The 14,413-nt window shown below is 67.6% G+C and carries 16 protein-coding genes; 8 read left to right on the top strand and 8 right to left on the bottom strand.

The window, feature by feature from the left end; all coding sequences use genetic code 11:
• Window positions 1-2: 2 nt before the first annotated feature.
• From HPA02_RS12780 to tatC, 6 genes are read left to right on the top strand one after another with little or no spacing between them, the layout of a single operon-like run.
• Window positions 3-629 (top strand): ubiquinone biosynthesis accessory factor UbiJ, encoded by a 627-nt coding sequence (locus HPA02_RS12780; protein ID WP_146803593.1) that lies wholly within the window; start codon window positions 3-5, stop codon window positions 627-629.
• A complete protein-coding gene (ubiB, locus tag HPA02_RS12775; RefSeq protein ID WP_146803592.1) occupies window positions 626-2,248 on the top strand; it encodes a ubiquinone biosynthesis regulatory protein kinase UbiB in 1,623 nt (540 codons plus the stop codon). The genes HPA02_RS12780 and ubiB overlap by 4 nt, the downstream gene beginning before the upstream one ends.
• A gap of 29 nt (window positions 2,249-2,277) precedes the next feature.
• Window positions 2,278-2,610 carry a phosphoribosyl-ATP diphosphatase gene (locus HPA02_RS12770; RefSeq protein WP_146803591.1) on the top strand — a complete coding sequence of 111 codons (333 nt, stop codon included), beginning with the start codon at window positions 2,278-2,280 and terminating at the stop codon, window positions 2,608-2,610.
• A 49-nt stretch (window positions 2,611-2,659) separates the two neighbouring features.
• Window positions 2,660-2,914: a Sec-independent protein translocase subunit TatA gene (tatA, locus tag HPA02_RS12765; protein ID WP_146803590.1), complete on the top strand. Its 255-nt coding sequence runs from the start codon at window positions 2,660-2,662 to the stop codon at window positions 2,912-2,914.
• A gap of 6 nt (window positions 2,915-2,920) precedes the next feature.
• Window positions 2,921-3,400: a Sec-independent protein translocase protein TatB gene (gene tatB / locus HPA02_RS12760; protein ID WP_146803589.1), complete on the top strand. Its 480-nt coding sequence runs from the start codon at window positions 2,921-2,923 to the stop codon at window positions 3,398-3,400.
• A complete protein-coding gene (gene tatC / locus HPA02_RS12755; protein ID WP_146803588.1) occupies window positions 3,397-4,203 on the top strand; it encodes a twin-arginine translocase subunit TatC in 807 nt (268 codons plus the stop codon). The genes tatB and tatC overlap by 4 nt, the downstream gene beginning before the upstream one ends.
• A 109-nt stretch (window positions 4,204-4,312) precedes the next feature.
• Here tatC and elbB read toward each other — a convergent pair whose 3' ends face one another.
• Window positions 4,313-4,972: an isoprenoid biosynthesis glyoxalase ElbB gene (gene elbB, locus HPA02_RS12750; protein WP_146803587.1), complete on the bottom strand. Its 660-nt coding sequence runs from the start codon at window positions 4,970-4,972 to the stop codon at window positions 4,313-4,315.
• A gap of 241 nt (window positions 4,973-5,213) precedes the next feature.
• On the opposite strand from elbB, the gene hemB reads away from it, so the two are divergent.
• Together hemB and ppk1 are read left to right on the top strand one after the other, a co-directional pair.
• Window positions 5,214-6,215 carry a porphobilinogen synthase gene (gene hemB / locus HPA02_RS12745; RefSeq protein ID WP_371832435.1) on the top strand — a complete coding sequence of 334 codons (1,002 nt, stop codon included), beginning with the start codon at window positions 5,214-5,216 and terminating at the stop codon, window positions 6,213-6,215.
• Window positions 6,216-6,254: 39 nt separating this feature from the next.
• Window positions 6,255-8,450, top strand: coding sequence for a polyphosphate kinase 1 (ppk1, locus tag HPA02_RS12740; RefSeq protein ID WP_146803585.1), 2,196 nt, complete (start codon window positions 6,255-6,257; stop codon window positions 8,448-8,450).
• A gap of 267 nt (window positions 8,451-8,717) precedes the next feature.
• On the opposite strand, the gene HPA02_RS12735 is transcribed toward ppk1, so the two are convergent.
• The 7 genes from HPA02_RS12735 to ubiD all read right to left on the bottom strand — a co-directional run bounded on the left by HPA02_RS12735 (window position 8,718) and on the right by ubiD (window position 14,272).
• On the bottom strand, window positions 8,718-9,230 hold the full coding sequence (locus HPA02_RS12735) for a DUF3087 family protein (RefSeq protein ID WP_146803613.1): 513 nt from the start codon (window positions 9,228-9,230) through the stop codon (window positions 8,718-8,720).
• Between the two features lie 66 nt (window positions 9,231-9,296).
• Entirely contained in the window at window positions 9,297-10,358 is a 1,062-nt protein-coding gene (locus tag HPA02_RS12730) for a 3-deoxy-7-phosphoheptulonate synthase (RefSeq protein WP_146803584.1), read from the bottom strand.
• A 289-nt stretch (window positions 10,359-10,647) separates the two neighbouring features.
• On the bottom strand, window positions 10,648-10,773 hold the full coding sequence (locus tag HPA02_RS18570; RefSeq protein WP_276508217.1) for a hypothetical protein: 126 nt from the start codon (window positions 10,771-10,773) through the stop codon (window positions 10,648-10,650).
• Window positions 10,774-11,124: 351 nt separating this feature from the next.
• Window positions 11,125-11,247 (bottom strand): hypothetical protein, encoded by a 123-nt coding sequence (locus tag HPA02_RS18565; protein ID WP_269750153.1) that lies wholly within the window; start codon window positions 11,245-11,247, stop codon window positions 11,125-11,127.
• A gap of 60 nt (window positions 11,248-11,307) precedes the next feature.
• The gene (gene folM / locus HPA02_RS12725; protein WP_146803583.1) at window positions 11,308-12,021 is read right to left on the bottom strand and encodes a dihydromonapterin reductase; all 714 of its coding nucleotides are present in this window, start codon (window positions 12,019-12,021) and stop codon (window positions 11,308-11,310) included.
• Window positions 12,018-12,779 carry an NAD(P)H-flavin reductase gene (locus HPA02_RS12720; RefSeq protein WP_146803582.1) on the bottom strand — a complete coding sequence of 254 codons (762 nt, stop codon included), beginning with the start codon at window positions 12,777-12,779 and terminating at the stop codon, window positions 12,018-12,020. The genes folM and HPA02_RS12720 overlap by 4 nt, the downstream gene beginning before the upstream one ends.
• A complete protein-coding gene (gene ubiD / locus HPA02_RS12715; RefSeq protein ID WP_146803581.1) occupies window positions 12,776-14,272 on the bottom strand; it encodes a 4-hydroxy-3-polyprenylbenzoate decarboxylase in 1,497 nt (498 codons plus the stop codon). Before ubiD ends, HPA02_RS12720 begins: the two co-directional genes overlap by 4 nt.
• Between the last annotated feature and the right edge of the window lie 141 nt (window positions 14,273-14,413).

The following is a 14,413-nucleotide window of genomic DNA, read 5'->3' as shown; positions in this document are numbered from 1 at the left end:
CCATGCTGCTGGCCGCCCTCGAATCCACGCTTAACGCCCTGCTGGCCCGGGACCCCGCGGCCCCGAGGCGCCTCGCCCGCCTGAATGGCGGTCGCCTGCTGCTGCGCCTGGAGCGCCCCGCCCTGGCACTGCTGGTGCATTTCCATGACCGGGGCCTGATGCTGCTGCGGGCCGAGGCGTGCGAAGAGCATGACGCCGATGCCATCGTCGAGCTGGATGCCGAGACCCTCGGCGCCCTACTCGGCGGCGAATCGGTCGAGCGGCTGATGTTCCAGGGCAAGCTGGCGGTACGCGGCCGCGTGCCGTTGCTGGAGCAGGCCCGCGACCTGCTGCTCGACCTCGACCTGGACTGGGAGGCGGAGCTGGCCGACTGGCTGGGTGACGTGCCTGCCCATAGCCTCGCCGAGGGGCTGCGCCGCCTGACCCGCTGGGGCCTACGCAGCCATCACGAGCTGCGCAGCGACCTCAGCGAATACCTCAGCGAAGAGATCCGCCTACTGCCGGCGCGACGCCAGTTGGAGGTGTTGCGCGACCACCTCACCGACCTGGAAGTGGCCGCCGATCGCCTCGAGGCGCGGCTGGCCCGCCTGCGACGCCTGGCGCAGGCCATCGAGGAGCCCGGCCCATGACCCTGCGCCTGGTACGCATCTTCTGGGTGGTCACCCGCTACCGCCTGGACACCCTGATTCCCCTCGACCGCCTGCCCCTGCCGCTGCGCCTGCTGTTGCTGCTCTCGCCGCTGCGCCTGGTCCCCATCGGCCCGCGCGCGCGCAGCGAACGCCTGCGCCTGGCCCTGGAGGCCCTGGGCCCGATCTTCGTCAAATTCGGCCAGATGCTCTCCACCCGCCGCGACCTGCTGCCCGCGGATATCGCCGACGAGCTGCGCCGCCTCCAGGATCAGGTGCCGCCCTTCCCCGGCGAGGCCGCGGTGGCGCGAGTCGAGGAAGAGCTGGAGATGAGCCTGACCGAGGCCTTCGCCCGCTTCGACAGTACCCCCTTGGCCTCCGCCTCCATCGCCCAGGTGCATGCCGCCACCCTGCATAGCGGCGAGGCCGTGGTGGTCAAGATCATCCGCCCCGGCATCGAGCGGGTGATGCGTCAGGACATGGCGCTGCTCTACCGGGTCGCGCGGCTGCTCACCCTGGTCCCCGAGGCGCGCCGCCTGCGTCCCCTGGAGGTGGTCCGCGACTACGAAGCGACCCTCTTCGACGAGCTCGACCTGCACAAGGAGGCCGCCAACACCTCCCAGCTCAAGCGCAACTTCAAGCAGTCGCCGCTGCTCTACGTGCCGGCCATTCACTGGCCGTTGACGCGCCGCGGGGTGATGGTTCAGGAACGCATTCACGGCATCCCGGTGGCCGACCTGGCGGCCCTGGAGGCCCGGGACACCGACCTCAAGAAACTCGCCGAGCGGGGCGTGGAGATCTTCTTCACCCAGGTCTTCCGCGACAACTTCTTTCACGCCGACATGCACCCGGGGAATATCTTCGTCGCCGAGGACAAGCCCCAGGATCCCCAGTACATCGCCATCGACTGCGGCATCGTCGGCAGCCTGACCCGCGAGGACCAGGATTACCTGGCCCGCAACCTGCTGGCCTTCTTCCACCAGGACTACTATGAGGTGGCGGCCCTGCATATCGAGTCGGGCTGGGTCGGCGAGGGCACCCGGGCCAATGAGTTCGCCGCCGCCATCCGCGCGGTGTGCGAGCCGATCCTCGAGAAGCCCCTCAAGGACATCTCCTTCGGCCAGGTGCTGCTGGGGCTCTTCCAGACCGCCCGACGCTTCAATATGGAGGTCCAGCCGCAACTGGTGCTGCTGCAGAAGACCCTGCTCAATATCGAGGGCCTGGGGCGCCAGCTCTATCCGGACCTGGACCTGTGGAGTACCGCCAAGCCCTACCTGGAGCGCTGGATGAAGGAGCGCGCCGGCCCCCGCGGCTTCCTGGAGTCGCTCAAGCGCCAGGCGCCGGAACTGACCCGGCAGCTGCCGGAGCTGCCGGTACTGGCCCACCAGGCCCTGACCCAGGTGGAGGCGGAGCGCCAGCAGCGCCGCCGCCAGAGCGATGCCCTGGCCGGCATGCGCCGCCATCTCAAGCATGCCGCCCGGGGCGCCCGCCGCCTGCGCTTCGGCGTGCTGCTGCTGGCCCTGGCCCTGGCCTGGCAGCCGCTGCTGGCCTGGGCCGGGCAACAGCCCTGGCCGGTGCTCGCCGCCGCGGCGCTGGGCGCCCTGCTGCTGGCCTGGCACTGATTCCGACCCTTGACCCTGGAGTGTCATCGATGAGCGATATCCTCGAACGACTCGAAGCGGTGCTGGACGAGCGCCGCCATGCCGACCCCCAGAGCTCCTATGTGGCCTCGCTGCATCACAAGGGGCTCAACAAGATCCTCGAGAAGGTCGGCGAGGAGGCCACCGAGGCCCTGCTCGCCGCCAAGGACGCCGAGACCGGCGGCGAGGCCGAGCGCCACGCCCTGGTCGCCGAAACCGCCGACCTGTGGTTTCATAGCCTGGTGATGCTATCGCATCTGGATATCTCGCATCGGGCGGTGCTGGAGGAGCTGGCGCGCCGCTTCGGCATGTCCGGGCTGGACGAGAAGGCCGCCCGGCAATGACAATGCAGGTCAGGCTCCCGACGAGCCGGCCCTCTGAAGGAGAGAGACTATGTTAGGCGGTATCAGTATCTGGCAGCTGCTCATCGTACTCGGCATTATCATCCTGATCTTCGGCACCAAGAAGCTGCGCAACGTGGGCAGCGATTTGGGCGGCGCCGTCAAGGGCTTCAAGAGCGCCATGAACGAGGAAGAGAAGAAGAAAGAGGAGGAGACCGGCCAGGCCCAGGTGCGCCACGACGACCAGGGCAACACCTATGACGTCAAGGCCGAGCAGAAGTCCGAGGAATCGGAAGAGCGCAAGTAGACCGCCATGTTCGATATCGGCTTCCTCGAGCTGCTGCTAATCGGCGTGGTGGGCCTGCTGGTGCTGGGCCCCGAACGCCTGCCCAAGGCCGCCCGCACCCTGGGACTGTGGATCGGCAAGATCAAGCGTACCGTCTCCGGCATGCAGCGTGAGATCAGCGCCCAACTGGAGGCGGAGGAGCTGCGCCAGAAGCTCAACGAGCAGCAGAAGAAGCTCGACGAGAGCCTGAATCAGGCCCGGCGCGGCGTCGAAGGCGTGGCCGAACCGACCCGCTCCTCTGCCGCCTCGCCCTCCTCGAAGCCCCCGGCAGAAGGCGACCCGGCCTCGTCCCCCGGGGAGGGCGAGCGTCGGGAGGGGAGCAGCCCCCTGGAACGTCTGGATGATGCGCTGGCGCGCAAGGGCGGCCACGCTGGTGGCGCCGAGGATGCGCCCGCCGCCCCCCAGGACAGTGCCACCTCCCGCGCCAAGGACTCCTCCGCCCCATGAGCCAGACCCCCGACCCCAAGGACCTCGCCCAGGCCCCGCTGATCGAGCACCTGATCGAGCTGCGCTCGCGGCTGATGCGGGCGGTGCTGGCGATCCTGGTGATCTTCCTCGGCCTCTACGCCTTCTCCAACGACATCTACACCTTCGTGGCCCAGCCGTTGATGGCGCTATTGCCGGAAGGCTCCCAGATGATCGCCACCGAGGTGGCTTCGCCCTTCCTCGCCCCCTTCAAGCTGACCCTGGTGGTGGCGGTCTTCGCCGCCATTCCCTATGTGCTGCACCAGGCTTGGGCCTTCGTCGCCCCGGGCCTCTACGACAACGAGAAGGCCCTGGCCATACCGCTGCTGGCCTCCAGCGTACTGCTCTTCTACGCCGGCGCCGCCTTCGCCTATTACGTGGTCTTTCCGCTGCTGTTCCAGTTCTTTACCCAGACCGGGCCGGAAGGCGTGACGGTGATGACCGATATCAACGCCTACCTGAACTTCGTCCTCAAGCTGTTCTTCGCCTTCGGGGTGGCCTTCGAGATCCCCATCGCCACCTTCCTGCTGATCGCCTCCGGCGCCACCACGGTGGAGAGCCTGTCCAAGAAGCGCCCCTATATCTTCCTCGGCTGCTTCGTGATCGGCATGCTGCTGACCCCCCCGGACGTGATCTCCCAGAGCCTGCTGGCGGTGCCCATGTACCTGCTCTACGAGGTAGGCCTGCTGTTCGGTCGCCTGGCCCGCCAGCGCCGCGCCACGTCGGCAGCCGAGGCCGAGCCGAACGCGAAGTCGAGCGACAGCACCGGCGACGACCGCTCCTAGGGCACTTGTCACCATAAAAACACCGCCGCCGTGGGCTACCACGACGGCGGTGTTTTATTGCCAACCAACCGCCTGAGCTCCAGGCAAGGAAGGCGAACGATTTCGCCGGTTAGGCCATCAGCTCGTCGAGCTTGTCCACCAGCTTGAAGATGCCCTCCCCCGCCTCGCTGATGCGACTAGCCAGCATATAGGCCGGGGTGGTGACCACCCGGTTCTCGTGGTCGACGACGATATCGTCCACCGCGCAGCTGCGATGCAGGCCGCCCATGCTGCTGATGGCACCGGCCACCCCCGGGTCGTTGCCCACGGTCACGGCGATGCCGCTGCCTAGCAGCTTGGGCACCAGCACCGGGGCGATGCACATCAGGCCGATGGGCTTGCGCGCCTCATGGAAGGGCACCACGGCATCGCGTAGCTGCGCCAGCACCTCCATGTCGGAGCCGGCCAGGGCGAAGTCGCAGAGGTTCTTGGCCACCCCGAAGCCACCCGGCAGCACCAGGCCATCGAAGGCCTCGGCATCGAGCTCGGCCAGGGGACTGACCTCGCCCCGGGCCAGGCGCGCGGCCTCCACCAGGACGTTGCGGGTCTCGCCCTCCAGCGCCTCGCCGCGGTGATGGTCGATCACCTCCCGCTGGGCGATATCCGGGGCGAAACAGCGATACTCGATGCCCCGCTGATCCAGGCGCAGCAGGGTCAGGGTCGTCTCGTAGATCTCGGCACCGTCCTGGACGCCGCACCCGGCCAGAATCACCGCTACCTTCTTGGTCATCTTCGACTCCTCGCATTCGGCCCGCCCCGCGGGCCCCAGGGAAACAGTGGAGACCTTACTCTAGAGGCTCGCCCGGGGTGCGACAAGCGGCGCCTGCCGAGGCTCGAGCCGCCCTGATATACTGCCTTCCCATGCCCCCAGGGGCCCATCGATCCCTCCCGCCACTGTCACCGAACTGTCATCGCCATGGGCGATAGTCGGACGACGGGGCGGCCTCGACCGGAGAATGACCTTGAGCCTGATGACGTCTCGCCAGTTCCCCGCGGCGCGCCTGCGGCGCATGCGCAAGGATGACTTCTCGCGCCGCCTGATGCGTGAAAACGTGCTGACCCCCGCCGACCTGATCTGGCCGGTCTTCGTGCTGGACGGCGAGAACCGCCGCGAGGCGGTGCCCTCCATGCCGGGGGTCGAGCGGCTATCCCTGGACCTGCTGATCGAGGAAGCCAGGGAGGCTCATGCGCTGGGCATTCCCGCCCTGGCGCTCTTCCCGGTGGTGGACGCCGAGCTGAAGAGCGAGCTGGCCGAGGAGGCCTATAACGCCTCGGGCCTGGTGCAGCGCAGCGTGCGCGCCCTCAAGGCCGCCGTGCCGGGACTGGGCATCATCACCGACGTGGCCCTCGACCCCTACACCAGCCATGGGCAGGACGGCATCCTCGACGCGGAGGGTTATGTCCACAACGACCGCACCGTGGAGACCCTGCTCAAGCAGGCCCTCTCCCACGCCGAGGCCGGCGCCGACGTGGTGGCCCCCTCGGACATGATGGATGGTCGCATCGGCGCCATTCGCCAGGTGCTGGAGCAGGAGCAGTTGGTCAATACGCGGATCATGGCCTATAGCGCCAAGTACGCGTCCAACTACTACGGCCCCTTCCGGGATGCCGTGGGCTCCGCCGCCAACCTGGGGCGTGCCGACAAGACCACCTATCAGATGGATCCGAGCAACGGCGACGAGGCCCTCCACGAGGTGGCCCTCGACCTGGCCGAGGGCGCCGACATGGTGATGATCAAGCCCGGCATGCCCTACCTGGACGTGGTGCGCCGGGTCAAAGAGGAACTCCGGGTCCCCACCTTCGCCTATCAGGTGAGCGGGGAGTACGCCATGCATATGGCGGCCTTCGATAACGGCTGGCTGGATGCCGACCGGGTGATCCTGGAGTCACTGCTCTGCTTCAAGCGCGCCGGCGCCGATGGGGTGCTGACCTACTTCGCCAAGCGGGCGGCGCGACTGCTCAACAACGCCTGATGACGGGGCCGTGCCTCGTCATCACCCGAGGAGACACGGATGACGACGCTGCACGGCCCTCAGACCTCGCCTAGTGCCCAGGCTCCCCAGCGCGGGGAATCCGCCGGGGAGCTGCGCCTCAACCGCCACCGCCCCGGCATCAAGGCCAAGCCGCTGCCGGCCCCGGAGGCGGCCCTGGACGACCCGGCCCTGTATATCAACCGCGAGCTCTCCCACCTGGAGTTCAATATCCGGGTCCTGGAGCAGGCCCTGGATCCGGCGCACCCGCTGCTGGATCGCCTGCGCTTCCTGCTGATCTTCTCCTCCAACCTGGACGAGTTCTTCGAGATCCGCGTCGCCGGCTTCAAGCACAGCCTGGCCCTGGGTCGCGACGAGAGCGGTGCCGACGGCCTGCCGGTGCCCCAGCTACTCACCGAGATTTCGCGACTGGCCCATGAGCAGGTGGAGCGCCAGTACCGCATCCTCAACGAACTGCTGCTGCCGGCCCTGGAGGAGGAAGGCATCCGCTTCCGGCGCCGCGAGGACTGGACGCCGGAGCAGGCCAACTGGGTGGCGGATTACTTCGAATCGCGGATCCAGCCGGTGATCAGCCCCATCGGCCTCGACCCGTCCCATCCCTTCCCGCGGCTGGTCAACAAGAGCCTCAACTTTATCGTCGAGCTGGAGGGCAAGGACGCCTTCGGCCGCGAGGGAGGCCTGGCCATCCTCCCCGCGCCGCGCTCGCTGCCGCGGCTGATCGGCCTGCCCGAGTCGCTCTGCGCGGAGGGTATCAAGGAGTATGTCTTCCTCTCCTCGATGATCCACGCCCATGCCGGCGAGGTCTTCCCGGGCATGCGCGTCAAGGGCTGTTACCAGTTCCGCCTGACTCGCAATGCCGACCTCTCCGTGGACCCGGAGGCAGTCTCCGACCTCGCCTCGGCGCTGCGCGGCGAGCTGCTCGCCAGGCGCTACGGCAGCGGCGTGCGCCTGGAGGTGGCCGACAATTGCCCGGAGGATCTGGCCGACTTCCTGCTCAAGCAGTTCGAGCTGGAGGAGAGCGACCTCTACCGGGTCAACGGTCCGGTCAACCTGACCCGCATGATGGCGGTGATCGACGACGTGGCGCGCCCCGAGCTGGTCTATCGCCCCTTCACCCCTGGCCTGCCCAAGGCGCTGAACCGGGGCGGCAGCCTCTTCGATGCCATCGCCGGCGGCGATATCCTGCTCCATCACCCCTTCCAGTCCTTCGCCCCGGTGGAGGACCTGCTGGCGGAGGCGGCCCGGGACCCGGAGGTGCTGGCCATCAAGCAGACCCTCTATCGCACCGGCGCCGACTCGCCGATCGTCGGCGCCCTGGTGGAGGCGGCCCGGGGCGGCAAGGAGGTCACGGTGGTGATCGAGCTGCGGGCGCGCTTCGACGAGGCGGATAACCTGGCCCTGGCGGCCAAGCTGCAGGAGGCCGGGGCCATCGTCATCTACGGGGTGATGGCCTACAAGACCCACGCCAAGCTGCTGCATATCGTGCGCCGCGAACGGGGCGGGCTTCGCTACTATGCCCACCTGGGCACCGGCAACTACCACACCAAGACGGCACGCCTCTACACCGACTACAGCCTGTTCACCGCCGACCCGGTGCTCTGCGAGGACGTCTTCCAGCTCTTCCAGCAGCTCTCGGGGATGGGCAAGCAGCGACGCATCGAGGCCCTGCTGCATGCCCCCTTCACCCTCCACGAGGGGCTGGTGGCGATGATCGACCGGGAGGCGGAGCACGCCCGCCAGGGGCGCCGCGCCCACCTGATCATCAAGTGCAACTCGCTGACCGAGCCCAAGCTGATCCGCGCCCTCTATCGCGCCTCCAAGGCGGGGGTGGAATGCGACCTGATCATCCGCGGCCAGTGCTGCCTACGACCGGGGGTGCCGGGCATCTCGGAGAACATTCGCGTGCGCTCCATCGTCGGCCGCTTCCTGGAGCATACCCGGGTCTTCTACTTCCATAACGACGGCCAGGGCGAGGTATGGGGCTCCAGCGCCGACTTCATGACCCGCAACATGTTCCACCGGGTGGAGACCTGCTTCCCGCTGCGCGACAAGAAACTGGCCGCCCGGGTCCGCAAGGACCTGGAGACCTATCTGGTGGATAACTGCCAGAGCTGGCTGCTGCAGCCCGACGGCAGCTACCTGAAGCAGCACCCCGGCGAGGCGGCGCCGATCAGCGCCCAGGAGACCCTGCTCTACGCCTATGCCACCAAGGCATAGCAAGGCACAGCAAAGGCGCAGGGTATTCGGTACCGCCACACTCCGCTCAGCGGGACAAGCCGGGCTGGCCAGCGCAGCGACGTCGCCAGGACGCTGACGAGAAGCGAGCGACTAGCGGGGATCGACAGGGATGTCGTATCTAGGGCCGGCGAGAGGGACCTCGGTCCGGCCCGACGCGTCAGTCGCGAGCGTAGCGTCAGGGTTTCGTCCTGGAGAGGAGCGAGCCGGCAAGCCCGGCGGCTACGTGGGATATTGCTAGCCGCTTAGTCAGGACTTTTTAAAGGCCTGCAGATCCTGGGGGTCGAACCCCTCCACGCGCTCCGGCAGGCCGCGCTCGGCGCGGCGCTGGCGCACCTTGAGGCGCTCCGCCAGCAACTCGCCATCGTCGTCCAGGGTGCGGCCATTGAGTTCCGCGAGCTGCGCCATGCCCTGGTGGTAGAAGGTCAACAGATGCAGCGCCGAGTTGTTGCCCTGCTCCACCGCCTCGCGCAGCGCGCCCAGGTAACCGCTGACCTGGGAGAGGTTCCCCTTGAGCTGCCACACATAGCGCACCTCGCTCATCCAGGGCCGCTCCTTGAGGGCGGCGAAGATCAGGCTGGTGGCGATCAGCCCCAGCAGCACGCCCAGGGCATTGAGCCAGATGCTGGAGCCGAAGGCATACACCAGCAACTGGGAGAAGAGCAGCCCGAAGACCAGCAGCTGGCCCGCCATGGCCAGGCTGATCAGGCGCGCCTTGCGCCGGTAGGTCTCGGGGTCATGGGTCTCGAAGCGGAACATCATCGGCATAAGGTCCTGGGCATCACGGGATGGCTGGCGATTATCCCGTGATACCGCCCGCGGGTAAATTCAGCGCAGCCGCCGAGCCGCCAATTGCAGCAGATGCTCGGTGCTCTCCCAGCCCAGGCAGGCATCGGTCACCGAGACGCCGTAGCGTAGTGCCCCGGGCTTGAGCGGCTGCTTGCCCTCGTGGAGATGGCTCTCGAGCATCACCCCACACAGCGCCGTCTCGCCGGCCAGGCGCTGGGCCAGCACCTCCAGCAGCACCTCGCCCTGGCGGCGATGATCCTTGCGCGAGTTGGCATGGCTGCAATCCACCATCAGCCGCGGCGTCAGCCCCGCCTCGCTCAGCGCCCGGCGCGCCTTGGCCACGTGTGACGCCTGATAGTTGGGTTCGCCGTGACCGCCACGCAGCACCAGATGGGTATGGGCATTGCCCGGGGTGGTACGCATCACCGGCTGCCCCTCGGCGCCGAGGGCGAAGTGATGGTGGGCGCGGGCGGCGGCCTGGATGGCGTCGATGGCCACCTGGATGCCGCCGTCGGTACCGTTCTTGAAGCCCACGACGGCCCCCAGGCCGCTGGCCAGTTCGCGGTGGATCTGGGATTCGGTGGTGCGGGCACCGATGGCGGCCCAGGCCAGCAGGTCCTCCAGGTAGGGAGCGATCATCGGCTGCAGCAGCTCGGTGGCCACCGGCAGGCCCAGGTCGACGATCTCGCGCATCAGCTCCCGGGAGAGCGCCAGCCCCCGGGGCATGTCGTCGCTGCCATCCAGGTGCGGATCATAGGCCAGACCCTTCCAGCCCACCGTGGTACGTGGCTTCTCCACATAGACCCGCATCACCACCAGCAGGCGATCGGCGACGGCCTCGGCCAGTGGCACCAGGCGCCGGGCGTAGTCCAGGGCCGCCTTAGGATCATGGATGGAACAGGGCCCCACCACCACCAGCAGGCGATCGTCGCGCCCTTCGAGGATGGCCTGGATGGCCTCGCGCTGGGCGGCGACACGGGCCCGCTGGTCGGCATCCAGGGGCAGGCGCTGGCGTAGCTGGGCGGGACTCGGCAGGGGCCGTTCGAGCGACTCGGTCATGGGGGACTGGGGTTGCTCGGCAAGGGCGAGAGGGGCATTCATCGTAATGGACTCCGGTCATGGCATCGGTTGGCGTGGCCACCCAGAATCACCCGGCCGGAGGTGGCAGCTGATGCCGACCGAGCGCCGCTAAATCGCCAGCCACCATAGCCGTAATAGGCCAGGGAGGCGGGGCGAAGGGCGGCGGAGGGATCGCGGTCGAACATCGGCTGACTCCTGTCAGTTGGCTGTCTATGTGGTTCCCAGAACGCAGAACCCCCGGGCGGGGTTGCCGTCCGGGGGTTCGATTCGCTGGCGGCAACCCTCTGCGGGGCGCGCCTGGTGGCTGGGCTCAGCGCCTGGCCACCGGCACGCCGGCGCTAAACCAATAGCCATAACCGCGCCAGCCGGCGCCCAGCACGCACTCGCCGCCGGAAGCGGTGAGAGACAGCGGGGCAGACAGGCTACGGTTGGGCATCAGGGGCTCCGTCACGAATGGGAATCGTCGTTACATCCTACACGGCCCAGGCCGCTTGGCAACCCCCGGCCGGGGCAGGGCTATCACAGTAAGTGCTTCCGCCTCCTGGTGGCACGGGGCTGTCTGGGGGTAAACCTTCGCAAAGACGCTGTGAACCCGTCCTTGGGCGCTCGACTTTTTCCTGCGAAGCTACGCTATCCTGCTCCGCTTCCAGGGCCTGGGTAAGCCATCCATGGCTTTCCCGTTCGGAGCGGTGCTCCTTACCCATGAAAAAGACGCTTTGCTCCGGCCTCCCCCCAGCGCCCTTCGGCTATTCCAACTGTAATGACCCAGCAACCTCGCTACGGGCCATTAACCGAAGAGGCGTACCAGGGCCATGGTGCCGGGCAGCGCCGCCATGCCGAGGAAGACCACCAGGCCGATGACGACCAGCAGCACGCCGGTATCGTCCTTGAAATTGGGATCGTGAGCCATCGTCTTGCTCCTTCAATCAACGAATGTGTCTTCAGTCTAGCCGCCCCGAGGGGGCGGCCCTCAACGCAGGTGACGACCGCCATCCACCGGCAGGGTCACCCCGGTCACGTAGCGATTATCGAGCAGGTAGCGCAGGCTCTGATAGATCACCCCGGGTCCCGGGACCATCTCCATCACCGACTTGGCCCGGGCCTTCTCGGCATAGGCCTCGTCATCCCCCTCATTGAGCATGATCAGCGCCGGGGCGATGGCATTGACCTGGATCCGCGGGGCATACAGGGCGGCGAACGACAGGGTCAGGTTATCGAGGCCGGCCTTGCTCGCGGCATAGGCGGCATGCTTCTTCGAGCCCTTGCGCACCACATAGTCGGTCATATGCACGATATCCCGCTGAGGCTCGCTACACGCCTCCAGCAGCTCGCGGCAATGCAGGTTGATCAGATAGGGCGCCTGCATATGCACCCGGAACAGCCGTTCGAAGTTGGTCCCCGCCTCATCCCCGGTGGTGTCCGGCGCCCAGTCGCTGGCGTTATGCACGATGGCGCGCAGCGATCTGGTCTCGGCCTTGAGGCGAGCGATAAAGTCGAGGATGCCCGCCTCGCTGGCGAAATCCGCCGCCAGGGTCACCACGCCGCGGCGACGCAGCTCGTCGAGCTCCGGGCGCTCGCGGCGATAGCTGATGATCACCGGGTGGCCATCGTCGAGCAGGCGCTCGGCGCAATGGCGCCCCAGGCGCTGGGCGCCGCCGGTGATCAATACCGGCGAGGCACTCACGACGAGGCCTCGCGGCTCGGCAGCAGCGGCTCCCGGGGGGCATAGGCGAAGACATCGGAGAAGACTCGCGGCGCCTCCAGGCCCAGGGGCGCCAAGGTATCCAGGCAGGCATAGACCATGCCCGGCGAGCCGGAGAGGTAGACATCGTGCCCGGCCACCGAACCCAGGCCCTGCCGCAGGGCGGCGTCGATGCGGCCCACATGGGCCTGGATGCGCTCACCGTCGAAGGGCTCCTCCGGCGCCACCTCCATCACCCCGTGGAAGCGGAAGTGGGGATAGCGCTCGGTCCACTCCCGGGCCAGGCTCTCCAGGTAGAGGTCGCGGCGCTCGCGCACCGCCCACCATAGCTGGATGGGGCGCTCGTGGGCCGCGAAGGCCGCCTCCAGGATGGCCTTCATCTGGGCGAAGCCGGTGCCGGCGGCGATCAGCGTCAGGGGACGCCGGCTGTCGCGGTCGAGGACGCAATCGCCACTGGGCAGACGCAGGGTCAACTGGGCGGCGTGCTGCATCATCTCGCGCAGTCGCGCCGAGTTGGAACGCTCCGGCCAGTGCTGGATATGCAGCTCCAGGATGCCGTCATCGACATGGGCGTTGGCGATGGAGAAGGGCACCCAGGTGCCCTCTTCCAGTTGCAGCTCCAGGTATTGCCCCGGGGCATGGGACAGCGCCTCGGGCCGCCCCTCCAGGGTCACGCGGAAAACGTCGGGGGTGAGATCCTCCACCGCCGCGACATGGCAGGTCACTGTCCTGGCCGTCATGATGTCCTCTTGTGGTTGGTCGCCGGCAGTTCGATACCCAGCTCGTCCCAGCGGGCGTCGACCCGGGCCTTGATGGCTTCGTCCATCACGATGGGTGTGCCCCACTCGCGGTCGGTCTCGCCGGGCCATTTGTTGGTGGCATCCATGCCCATCTTGGACCCGAGCCCCGCCACCGGCGAGGCGAAATCCAGGTAGTCGATGGGCGTATTCTCTACCAGCAGGGTATCCCGGGCCGGGTCCATGCGGGTGGTGATGGCCCAGATCACGTCTTCCCAGTTGCGGGCGTCCACGTCGTCGTCCAGCACGATCACGAACTTGGTGTACATGAACTGGCGCAGGAAGCTCCACACCCCCATCATCACCCGCTTGGCGTGACCCGGGTACTGCTTCTTCATGGTCACCACCGCCATGCGGTAGGAACAGCCCTCCGGGGGCAGGTAGAAGTCGACGATCTCCGGGAACTGCTTGCGCAGGATGGGCACGAAGACCTCGTTGAGGGCCAGCCCCAGGATCGCCGGCTCATCCGGCGGACGCCCGGTGTAGGTGGAGTGGTAGATGGCGTCGCGGCGCATCGTCATGCGGGTCACGGTGAAGACCGGGAAGGATTCCACCTCGTTGTAGTAGCCGGTGTGGTCGCCATAGGGGCCTTCCGGGGCCATGTCCTCGGGATGGATAAAGCCCTCGAGGATGATCTCGGCGGAGGCCGGCACCTGCAGGTCGGCGTGGCCGCACTTGACCAGCTCGGTGCGCGAGCCACGCAATAGCCCGGCGAAGGCGTACTCGGAGAGCGAGTCCGGCACCGGGGTCACGGCGCCGAGGATGGTGGCCGGGTCGGCGCCGAGCGCCACCGCCACCGGGAAAGGCTCGCCGGGGTGGGCCTGCTGGAATTCCTGGAAGTCCAGGGCCCCGCCGCGATGGGAGAGCCAGCGCATGATCAACCGGTTGCGGCCGAGCTTCTGCTGGCGATAGATCCCCAGGTTCTGGCGCTTCTTGTGGGGGCCCTTGGTGACCACCAGGGCCCAGGTGACCAGGGGCGCGGCATCGCCGGGCCAGCAGTGCTGGATGGGCAGCCGATCCAGGTCGACGGCATCCCCCTCCAGCACCACCTCCTGCACCGGGGCCTTGCTGACCACCTTGGGCCCCATGCTCAGTACCTGCTTGAAGATCGGCAGCTTCTCCCAGGCGTCCTTGAGCCCCTTGGGCGGGTCCGGCTCCTTGAGGTAGGCGAGCAGCTTGCCCACCTCGCCGAGCGCCGCCACGGAGTCCTCCCCCATGCCCAGAGCCACCCGGCGCGGGGTGCCGAAGAGGTTGCCCAGCAGCGGCATGTCGTGGCCCTTGACGTTCTCGAACAGCAGCGCCGGGCCGCCGGCCCGCAGGGTGCGATCGCAGATCTCGGTGACCTCCAGGTAGGGATCCACCTCGGCGCCGATTCGCTGCAACTCGCCCTGGGCCTCCAGGGCCGCGATAAAGTCCCGTAAATCCTTATATTTCACAGGGTTATTCCCTATGGCTAAACGGCAAAGGGGCAGCATAACATGCTGCCCCTTGGCGTTACTGCTGATTCTATCGAGTCAGGGCCGCCATATGACCGTGACCAAGCCCCGGGGCTTTCCTGGGGACAGGCACTCCGCAAA

Origin of the sequence: Bisbaumannia pacifica (assembly GCF_007989625.1) — a bacterium.
GTDB classification, from domain to species: Bacteria; Pseudomonadota; Gammaproteobacteria; order Pseudomonadales; family Halomonadaceae; genus Bisbaumannia; species Bisbaumannia pacifica.
The sequence above is the reverse complement of the archived record's forward strand: the minus strand, read 5'-3'. Positions and strand labels throughout refer to the sequence as shown.

Excerpts from the sequence above, each read along its gene's own strand:
- HPA02_RS12780 (WP_146803593.1), top strand. The coding sequence starts at position 3 with ATGCTGCTGGCCGCCCTCGAATCCACGCTTAACGCCCTGCTGGCCCGG.
- ubiB (WP_146803592.1), top strand. The coding sequence starts at position 626 with ATGACCCTGCGCCTGGTACGCATCTTCTGGGTGGTCACCCGCTACCGC.
- HPA02_RS12770 (WP_146803591.1), top strand. The coding sequence starts at position 2,278 with ATGAGCGATATCCTCGAACGACTCGAAGCGGTGCTGGACGAGCGCCGC.
- tatA (WP_146803590.1), top strand. The coding sequence starts at position 2,660 with ATGTTAGGCGGTATCAGTATCTGGCAGCTGCTCATCGTACTCGGCATT.
- tatB (WP_146803589.1), top strand. The coding sequence starts at position 2,921 with ATGTTCGATATCGGCTTCCTCGAGCTGCTGCTAATCGGCGTGGTGGGC.
- tatC (WP_146803588.1), top strand. The coding sequence starts at position 3,397 with ATGAGCCAGACCCCCGACCCCAAGGACCTCGCCCAGGCCCCGCTGATC.
- elbB (WP_146803587.1), bottom strand. The coding sequence starts at position 4,972 with ATGACCAAGAAGGTAGCGGTGATTCTGGCCGGGTGCGGCGTCCAGGAC.
- hemB (WP_371832435.1), top strand. The coding sequence starts at position 5,214 with ATGACGTCTCGCCAGTTCCCCGCGGCGCGCCTGCGGCGCATGCGCAAG.
- ppk1 (WP_146803585.1), top strand. The coding sequence starts at position 6,255 with ATGACGACGCTGCACGGCCCTCAGACCTCGCCTAGTGCCCAGGCTCCC.
- HPA02_RS12735 (WP_146803613.1), bottom strand. The coding sequence starts at position 9,230 with ATGATGTTCCGCTTCGAGACCCATGACCCCGAGACCTACCGGCGCAAG.
- HPA02_RS12730 (WP_146803584.1), bottom strand. The coding sequence starts at position 10,358 with ATGAATGCCCCTCTCGCCCTTGCCGAGCAACCCCAGTCCCCCATGACC.
- HPA02_RS18570 (WP_276508217.1), bottom strand. The coding sequence starts at position 10,773 with ATGCCCAACCGTAGCCTGTCTGCCCCGCTGTCTCTCACCGCTTCCGGC.
- HPA02_RS18565 (WP_269750153.1), bottom strand. The coding sequence starts at position 11,247 with ATGGCTCACGATCCCAATTTCAAGGACGATACCGGCGTGCTGCTGGTC.
- HPA02_RS12720 (WP_146803582.1), bottom strand. The coding sequence starts at position 12,779 with ATGACGGCCAGGACAGTGACCTGCCATGTCGCGGCGGTGGAGGATCTC.